Here is an 8,032-nt window from a genome sequence, read left to right as displayed (position 1 = left end):
CCCCGCTGCCGCGCCTGGCCCCGCGCGCCCGGCCCCGCGCCGGCCCCGCCCGCGCGGGACGACCGCGACCCCTCAGCCCCGCTCGCGCAGGAACGACACCTGCCGCTCCCAGTGTGCGAACCCGCCGCCCTCGTGCCCGTTGTACGGGTAGACCTCGATCGCCTTGTCCGCCGAGCCGAGTGCGTTGTACGCCGCGAAGGTCGTCCGCGGCGGCACGACGTCGTCCATGAGCGCGACGGAGAACAGCGCGGGCGCGGTGATCCCCGCGGCGAAGTGCACGCCGTCGAAGTAGGCGGCGGTGTCCCACACGGAGTCGACCTGGTCGCGGTGCACGGAGAGGTACCGCGCGAGCTCGAGGTACGGCCCGCCCACGGCGACGGCGGTGCCGTTCTCCCAGTCGCTGAGGAACGCCACGTCCGGCAGCAGCGCGGTGATCGGTCCGACGTGGGCCTCGACGAGCGCGGCCGCGGCGATGGTGATCCCGCCGCCCTGGCTCCCGCCGGTGAGCGCGATGCGCGCCGGGTCGACACCCGGCAGGGAGCGGACGGCGTCGACGAGGCGGACGGCGTCGGTGTAGACGCGGCGGTAGTAGTGGTCGGCGGGGGAGCCGATGCCGCTCGTCATCCAGCCGCCGATGTGCGGGCCGGAGCCGTGCGGGTCCGGGGTGTCGCCGCCGGATCCCCAGCCGCTGCCCTGTCCGCGGGTGTCCATCACGACGTGCACGTACCCGGCGAGGGCCCACGAGACGCGTTCGCCCGGCAGTCCGCGACCGCCGTTGTAGCCGAGGAACTCGACGACGACCGGCAGCGGCCCGGAGGCGGCGACCGGCCGCGAGACCCAGGCCCGGACGGGGTCGCCGGCGAAGCCCGGGAAGGTGAGGTCCTCGATGACGAGTCCGGTCACCGGGGTGTCGGCCGGCACGAGGACGGGATCGGTGCCCGACCCGGCTGCCCGGGCGGCGGCGACGGTGTCGGCCCAGAAGGCGTCGAAGTCGTCGGGGCGGCGGACGTCGGGGCGGTAGGCGCGCAGGGCGTCGAGGGGTAGGTCGGTGAACGGCATGTGGTCTCCTCCGGGGACGATGATGCCCCCGACGCCGTGGTGGACGGCGTCGGGGGCGGGAGTGTCCGCGAACGGACGAACGGGAAGCCGCTCAGCGTGCCGCGGCGCGGTACTGCTCGAGCACCTCGGGCTGGGGGTCGCCGGGCACGACGGTGGTCGCGGTGTCCCACGCCGGCAGGGTGCCGCTGAGCACCCACGCCGCCTGCTTCGCCGCGCCGGCCGCCACGTACTCGCCCGGCTCGGGCACGAGGACGTCCCGGCCGAACACCTGCGCCGCGACGACGCGCACGGCCTCGTTGCGCGCGGCGCCGCCGATGAGCAGCAGCCGATCGACGGTGACGCCGGTGCCCTCGACCGCGGCGAGGCCGTCCGCGAGCGCGCAGAGCATCCCCTCGACCGCGGCCCGGGCGAGGTGCGCCCGGTCCGTCGTCGCCGGTGTCATGCCGAGCAGCGAGGCGGTCGCGTCCGGCCTGTTCGGCGTGCGCTCGCCGACGAAGTACGGCACGAGCACGAGCCCGTCCGCACCGGCCGGCGCCTGCAGCGCCAGCGCGCCGAGTGCGTCGTGGTCGACGCTGAGCAGACCGCCGATCACCTCGAGCACGCGGGCCGCGTTGAGCGTCGTGACGATCGGGAGGCGCGACCCGCTCCCGTCGGCGAAGCCCGCCACCGTCCCGCTCGGGTCGCGCACCTCGGCGTCGGTGACCCCGAAGACGGTGCCGCTCGTGCCGAGGGACACCGCGACGTCACCCGGGCCCAGTCCGAGGCCGAGCGCTGCCCCGGCGTTGTCGCCGAGCCCGGCTCCGACGAGGAGCCCCGCCCCGGCTGTCGCACCGCCGGGAAGCGCCACGTCGACCTCGAGGGAACCCATCGCCTCGTCCGGCGCGACGACCCGCGGCACGACGACCGCGTCCGACGGCCCGTCGGCGGGAGCGCCCGCGACGCGCAGGCCCCGACCGAGCGCCAGTTCGAACAGCTCGCCGTCGTACTCGCGACGCACCGGGTCCCAGTACCCCGTGCCGCTGGCGTCCGAGCCGTCGGTCGCGAGGGCGTCGAGGTCGGGGCCCAACGGACTCTCGTCGGCCGGGCCGTACCCGCGCAGCCGCCACGACAGCCAGTCGTGGGGGAGCGCGACGGCCGCGACGCGGGCGGCGTTCGCGGCTTCCGCGTCGCGGAGCCACCGCAGCTTGGTACCGGTGAACGAGGCCACCGGCACCAGACCCGTGCGGGCGACCCACGCCTCCTGGCCCAGCTCCTGGACCATCTGCGCGGCCGCGTCGGCACTCCGGACGTCGTTCCACAGGAGCGCGTCGCGGACCACGCGGCCGTCCGCGTCGAGCGCGACCATGCCGTGCTGCTGCCCGGCGATCGCGATCGCACCGACCCCGTCGAGCCCGCCGGCGTCCGCGACGGCCGCGCCGAGCGCGTCCCACCAGTGGCGGGGGTCGACGGACGTACCGTCCGGGTGCGACGCGCGCCCCTCCCGGACGACCGCACCGCTGCCGGCGTCGCGGATCGTGACCTTGCAGGACTGGGTCGACGAGTCGACCCCGGCGACGAGCTGCTGACTCAACGAGCGCCCATGAGGTGCTCGATGGCGAGCTGCTGCAGCTTGACGAAGCCGAAGCCCTTGCCGCCGAAGTACGCGTCGGCGTCGAAGTCCTCGAACGCCGAGCGGTCGGCGAGGAAGGCGTCGTAGGACTCGCCGTCGTTCAGCGTCGGCGTGCTGAGCTCGCCGACCTTCGACGCCTCGAGCGCGGCCTGCACCTCGGGGTCGGCGCGGAACGCCTGCGCGCGCTCCTTGAGGAGGAGGTACATGCGCATGTTCGCGGCCGCGGAGTCCCAGACCCCGGAGATGTCCTCGGTGCGGCTCGGCTTGTAGTCGAAGTGGCGCGGGCCGTCGTAGGCCGGGCCGCCCTGGGGAGCACCGTGCTCGAGCAGGTCGACGAGCGAGAACGCGTTCTGCAGGTCGCCGTGGCCGAACACGAGGTCCTGGTCGTACTTGATGCCGCGCTGCCCGTTGAGGTCGATGTGGAAGAGCTTGCCCTGGTAGAGCGCCTGCGCGATGCCGGCGGTGAAGTTCAGGCCGGCCATCTGCTCGTGACCGACCTCGGGGTTGATGCCGAACAGCTCGGGACGCTCCAGCGTCTCGGTGAAGGCGATCGCGTGACCGAGCGTCGGCAGCAGGATGTCGCCGCGGGGCTCGTTCGGCTTCGGCTCGATCGCGAAGCGGATGCCGTAGCCCTTGTCGGTGACGTACTGGGCGAGGAGGTTGACGGCCTCGCGGTAGCGCTCGAGCGCGGCCTGCACGTCCTTGGCGGAGTCGTACTCGGCGCCTTCGCGGCCGCCCCACATCACGAACGTCGACGCGCCGAGCTCGGCGGCGAGGTCGATGTTGCGCAGGACCTTGCGGAGCGCGAAGCGGCGCACCTGCCGGTCGTTCGAGGTGAAGCCGCCGTCCTTGAAGACCGGTGCCGAGAAGAGGTTCGTCGTCACCATCGGCACGACGATGCCGGTGGCGTCGAGCGCGCCCTTGAGGCGGTCGATCTGGGTCTGACGTTCGGCGTCCGTCGAGCCGAACGCGAAGAGGTCGTCGTCGTGGAAGGTCAGGCCGTAGGCGCCGAGCTCGTCGAGCTTCTCGACCGCCTCGACCACGTCGAGGGCCGGGCGGGTGGGGCCGCCGAAGGGGTCGGAGCCGTTGTAGCCGATGGTCCAGAGACCGAAGGAGAACTTGTCTGCACGGGTGGGCGTCGTTGCCATGGTGGTCACCGTTCGTCGTCGAAACAAAATGTTGCCGCGCCCAACATAAGCGGTAGTGTTGGCTCTGGCAAGGACGTGATCGCAAAGGAGCGAGCGGGATGGCACAAGACCGACTTCGAGTGGCCATGGTGGGCCACGGCTTCATGGGAGCCGCGCACTCCCAGGGCTGGCGGACCGCGCCGAGGTTCTTCGACCTCGGCGTCGAACCCGAGATGGCGGTGATCGTCGGCCGTGACCCGGAGCGGACCGAGGCAGCGCGCAGGCAGTACGGCTGGCAGGCCGCGTCGACCGACTGGCGCGCCGTGGTCACCGACCCGGACGTCGACGTGGTCGACATCTGCTCGCCGGGGTCGTCGCACGTCGAGGTCGCGATCGCCGCGCTCGAGGCCGGCAAGCACGTGCTGTGCGAGAAGCCCCTCGCGAACACCGTCGCCGAGGCCGAGGCGATGACGGCCGCCGCCGCCGCTGCGCGGGCGAAGGGCGTCCGCGCCATGGTCGGCTTCAGCTACCGTCGGGTGCCCGCCATCGCGTTCGCGAAGCGGCTGGTGGAGGACGGGAGGCTCGGCACCGTCCGACAGGTCCGCGCGCTGTACCTGCAGGACTGGTTGGCAGACCCCGAGGGTCCGATGACCTGGCGACTCGACAAGTCGCTCGCCGGCTCCGGCTCGCTCGGGGACATCGGCGCGCACGCGATCGACCTCGTCGAGCACGTCACGGGGGCGTCGCTCGCCACGGTCTCCGGCACGCTCGAGACCTTCGTGACCGAGCGCCCGCTCATGGCCGAGGGCGTCGGGCTGTCCGGCACCGCCTCCGAGGAGCGCGGCCAGGTCACGGTCGACGACGCCGCGTTCTTCACCGCACGGCTCGCGGGCGGCGCGGCCGACGGCGCGATCGGCACCTTCGAGGCCACGCGCTACGCGACCGGCCGGAAAAACGGCTTCACGCTCGAGGTCAGCGGGTCGGCCGGTGCGATCCAGTTCGACCTCGAGTCGATGAACGAACTGCGCTTCTACGACGCGACGGCGCCGGCGGGCGAGCAGGGCTTCCAGCGGATCCTCGTCACCGAGCCCGAGCACCCCTACATGGCGGCGTGGTGGCCGACCGGGCACCTCATCGGGTACGAGCACACCTTCAGCCACGAGGTGAAGGACTTCGTGCAGGCGATCGTCGCCGGCGAGGACCCGACCCCGTCGTTCGAGGAGGGGCTGCACGTGCAGAAGGTCCTCGACGCGGTCGAGCGCAGCGCGGCCGACAGCAGCGCCTGGACGGTGGTCTGAGTGACGGACACCAGGAAGGCCCTCGTCGTCCGCGGTGGGTGGGACGGGCACATGCCGGTCGAGACCACGGACCTGTTCGTCCCGTTCCTGCGGGACAACGGCTTCGACGTGCAGGTGTCGGAGTCCACGGCGGTGTACGCCGACGAGTCCGTCATGGCGGGCGTCGACCTGATCGTGCAGATCGTGACGATGTCGACCATCGCCGACGACGAGTTCGCCGGGCTGCAGCGGGCCGTCCTCGGCGGCGCCGGTCTCGCGGGGTGGCACGGCGGGATCGCGGACGCGTTCCGGAACACCGCCGACTACCTCCACATGATCGGCGGGCAGTTCGCCCACCACGCGGGCAAGCACCCCTCGGAGCGCACCGGCGAGCAGTCCGACAACTACATCCCGTACACGGTGCACATCACCGAGGCGGGGCACGCGCACCCGATCACGCAGGGCATCGAGGACTTCGACCTCGTGACCGAGCAGTACTGGGTGCTCTCCGACGAGTACAACGACGTGCTCGCGACGACCACGCAGGAGGCGCGGGACTTCGACGCCTGGAACCGGCCGGTCACGGCGCCGGCGATCTGGACCCGGCAGTGGGGGCAGGGTCGCGTGTTCGTCTCGGCACCCGGGCACCGGCTCGAGGTCGTCGAGTCGCAGCCGCTCCGCACGATCATCGAGAGGGGACTCCTGTGGGCAGCCCGGTGAACGACCGTCCGTTCCGCGTCGGCGTGGTCGGTGTCGGCAACATCAGCCAGCAGTACTTCGAGCACTTCCCGGCGCTGCCGGGCCTGGCGCTCACCGCCGTGGCGGACCTCGACGTCGAGCGCGCGCAGTCCGTGGGTGCGACCCAGGGCGTGCGCGGCACGAGTGTCGACGAACTCCTCGCCGCGGACGACGTCGACGTCGTGCTCAACCTGACGATCCCGGCCGCACACGCCGAGGTCGCGACCCGGGCCCTCGACGCCGGCAAGCACGTCTACGGCGAGAAGCCGCTCGCGCTCTCGACGGCCGAGGCTGTGCCGGTGCTCGAGCTGGCCGGACGCGCGGGCCTGCGCGTCGGCAGCGCACCGGACACCGTGCTCGGCACCGGGATCCAGACCGCGCGCGCGGCGCTCGACGACGGGCTGATCGGCGACCCGGTCGGCGCGGCGGTGTCCTGGAGCGCCCCCGGTCACGAGCTGTGGCACCCCGCGCCGGCGTTCTACTACCAGCCCGGGGGCGGACCGCTGCTCGACATGGGGCCGTACTACCTGACGAGCCTCGTGCAGTTCTTCGGCCCGGTCGCCCGGGTCAGCGGGAGCGCCACCCGGTCGACCCGCGAGCGCACGATCGCGACCGGGCCCTTCGCCGGGGCCCCGATCCCCGTCGACGTCGACACGCACGTCGTCGCCGTCCTCGAGCACGAGAGCGGGGTCGTCTCCACGGTCACCGTCTCGTTCGAGGTGTGGGCGACCCGTGCGCCGCTGTTCGAGGTCCACGGCACCGCGGGCAGCCTCGCGGTGCCGGACCCGAACCGCTTCTCGGACCCGGTGTCGATCGCGACGGCGGACGACCGCGAGTGGCGTGAGCTGCCCGTGACCGCCGGGTACGCCGACGCGGGCCGCGGGTACGGGCTCGCCGACATGGCCCACGCGATCGCGACGGACCGGCCGCACCGGGCGTCCGGCGACCTCGCGTTCCACGTGCTCGAGGTCATGGAGGCCGTCCAGAACGCCTCCCGCGAGCACACGGTGGTCGAGGTGCGCTCGCGCGTCGACCGCCCCGAGACCGTCCCGGCAGGAGCGACCCCGGGATCATGGTGACCACCAGCACACCGAGCGCGGAAGGACGACGACGATGACGACGACGGACGAAACCGACGAGGCGGGGACGACCCGCGCCTCCAGGCCGGTCACCCTGTTCACCGGCCAGTGGGCCGACCTGCCCTTCGAGGAGGTCGCACGCCTCGCCGGTGAATGGGGCTACGACGGGCTCGAGATCGCCTGCTGGGGCGACCACCTGGACGTCCGACGCGCCGCGACGGACCCGGCGTACGTCGCCGACCGCAGGGCGATCCTCGAACGGAACGGACTGCAGGTCTGGACCATCGCGAACCACCTCACCGGCCAGGCCGTGTGCGACGACCCGATCGACCAGCGCCACGAGGACATCCTCGCGCCCCACGTCTGGGGCGACGGCGATCCCGAGGGCGTCCGCCAGCGCGCCGCCGAGGAGCTGCAGTGGACCGCACGTGCCGCCGCGGCGCTCGGGGTCGACACCGTCACCGGGTTCTCCGGGTCCTCGATCTGGAAGACCGTCGCCGGGTTCCCGCCGGTGCCCGCATCCATGATCGACGCCGGGTACCAGGACTTCCACGACCGGTGGTCGCCGATCCTCGACGTGTTCGAGGAGGTCGGGGTGCGGTTCGCGCTCGAGGTGCACCCGTCCGAGATCGCCTACGACTACTGGACCGCCCGTCGGACGTTGGACGTGTTCGCGGACCGGCCGGCGTTCGGGTTCAACTTCGACCCCTCGCACTTCGTCTGGCAGGACCTAGACCCCGCCGCCTTCCTGCTCGACTTCGCCGACCGGGTGTACCACGTGCACTGCAAGGAGTCGGTGAAGCAGCTCGACGGCCGGAACGGCAGGCTCTCGTCGCACCTGCCGTGGGGCGACCCGCGGCGCGGCTGGGACTTCGTCACCGCGGGGCACGGGGACGTGCCGTGGGAGCGGGTGTTCCGCGTGCTGAACCACATCGGGTACGCCGGGCCGACCAGCGTCGAGTGGGAGGACGCGGGCATGGACCGGCTCGTCGGCGGACCCGAGGCGCTCGCGTTCGTGCGGAAGCTGGGCACGATCGCGCCGCCCGAGGCGTCGTTCGACGCGGCGTTCTCGCGCTCGCGCTGACGCGCCGCGCGGCCGCCGCCGCGGTCGCCGCCACCCACCCGCACACCCACCGACCAGGA

The 8,032-nt window shown here is 72.9% G+C and carries 7 protein-coding genes; 4 read left to right on the top strand and 3 right to left on the bottom strand.

What is annotated here, in order from left to right; genetic code table 11:
- Nucleotides 1–72: 72 nt before the first annotated feature.
- The 3 genes from Q7F20_RS06205 to xylA all read right to left on the bottom strand — a co-directional run bounded on the left by Q7F20_RS06205 (nucleotide 73) and on the right by xylA (nucleotide 3,816).
- Nucleotides 73–1,059 carry an acetylxylan esterase gene (locus Q7F20_RS06205; RefSeq protein WP_305739245.1) on the bottom strand — a complete coding sequence of 329 codons (987 nt, stop codon included), beginning with the start codon at nucleotides 1,057–1,059 and terminating at the stop codon, nucleotides 73–75.
- Nucleotides 1,060–1,150: 91 nt separating this feature from the next.
- Nucleotides 1,151–2,629, bottom strand: a complete 1,479-nt coding sequence (locus Q7F20_RS06200) for an FGGY family carbohydrate kinase (protein ID WP_305739244.1) — start codon at nucleotides 2,627–2,629, stop codon at nucleotides 1,151–1,153.
- On the bottom strand, nucleotides 2,626–3,816 hold the full coding sequence (xylA, locus tag Q7F20_RS06195) for a xylose isomerase (protein WP_305739243.1): 1,191 nt from the start codon (nucleotides 3,814–3,816) through the stop codon (nucleotides 2,626–2,628). The genes Q7F20_RS06200 and xylA overlap by 4 nt, the downstream gene beginning before the upstream one ends.
- A gap of 98 nt (nucleotides 3,817–3,914) precedes the next feature.
- On the opposite strand from xylA, the gene Q7F20_RS06190 reads away from it, so the two are divergent.
- From Q7F20_RS06190 to Q7F20_RS06175, 4 genes are read left to right on the top strand one after another with little or no spacing between them, the layout of a single operon-like run.
- Nucleotides 3,915–5,093: a Gfo/Idh/MocA family protein gene (locus tag Q7F20_RS06190; protein WP_305739242.1), complete on the top strand. Its 1,179-nt coding sequence runs from the start codon at nucleotides 3,915–3,917 to the stop codon at nucleotides 5,091–5,093.
- 51 nt (nucleotides 5,094–5,144) lie between these two features.
- A complete protein-coding gene (locus Q7F20_RS06185) occupies nucleotides 5,145–5,792 on the top strand; it encodes a ThuA domain-containing protein (protein WP_370871629.1) in 648 nt (215 codons plus the stop codon).
- The gene (locus Q7F20_RS06180) at nucleotides 5,777–6,889 is read left to right on the top strand and encodes a Gfo/Idh/MocA family protein (protein ID WP_305739240.1); all 1,113 of its coding nucleotides are present in this window, start codon (nucleotides 5,777–5,779) and stop codon (nucleotides 6,887–6,889) included. Before Q7F20_RS06185 ends, Q7F20_RS06180 begins: the two co-directional genes overlap by 16 nt.
- Nucleotides 6,890–6,923: 34 nt before the next feature.
- Complete coding sequence (locus Q7F20_RS06175; protein ID WP_305739239.1) at nucleotides 6,924–7,973, top strand: sugar phosphate isomerase/epimerase; 1,050 nt, start codon at nucleotides 6,924–6,926, stop codon at nucleotides 7,971–7,973.
- The last annotated feature ends 59 nt before the right edge of the window (nucleotides 7,974–8,032 follow it).

Source organism: Curtobacterium sp. A7_M15, from assembly GCF_030705415.1.
Lineage (GTDB): Bacteria > Actinomycetota > Actinomycetes > Actinomycetales > Microbacteriaceae > Curtobacterium.
The sequence above is the reverse complement of the archived record's forward strand: the minus strand, read 5'-3'. Positions and strand labels throughout refer to the sequence as shown.

Bases quoted from the DNA above. Each gene is read 5' to 3' on its own strand.
- Q7F20_RS06205 (WP_305739245.1), bottom strand. From the start codon at position 1,059: ATGCCGTTCACCGACCTACCCCTCGACGCCCTGCGCGCCTACCGCCCC.
- xylA (WP_305739243.1), bottom strand. From the start codon at position 3,816: ATGGCAACGACGCCCACCCGTGCAGACAAGTTCTCCTTCGGTCTCTGG.
- Q7F20_RS06190 (WP_305739242.1), top strand. From the start codon at position 3,915: ATGGCACAAGACCGACTTCGAGTGGCCATGGTGGGCCACGGCTTCATG.
- Q7F20_RS06185 (WP_370871629.1), top strand. From the start codon at position 5,145: ATGCCGGTCGAGACCACGGACCTGTTCGTCCCGTTCCTGCGGGACAAC.
- Q7F20_RS06175 (WP_305739239.1), top strand. From the start codon at position 6,924: ATGACGACGACGGACGAAACCGACGAGGCGGGGACGACCCGCGCCTCC.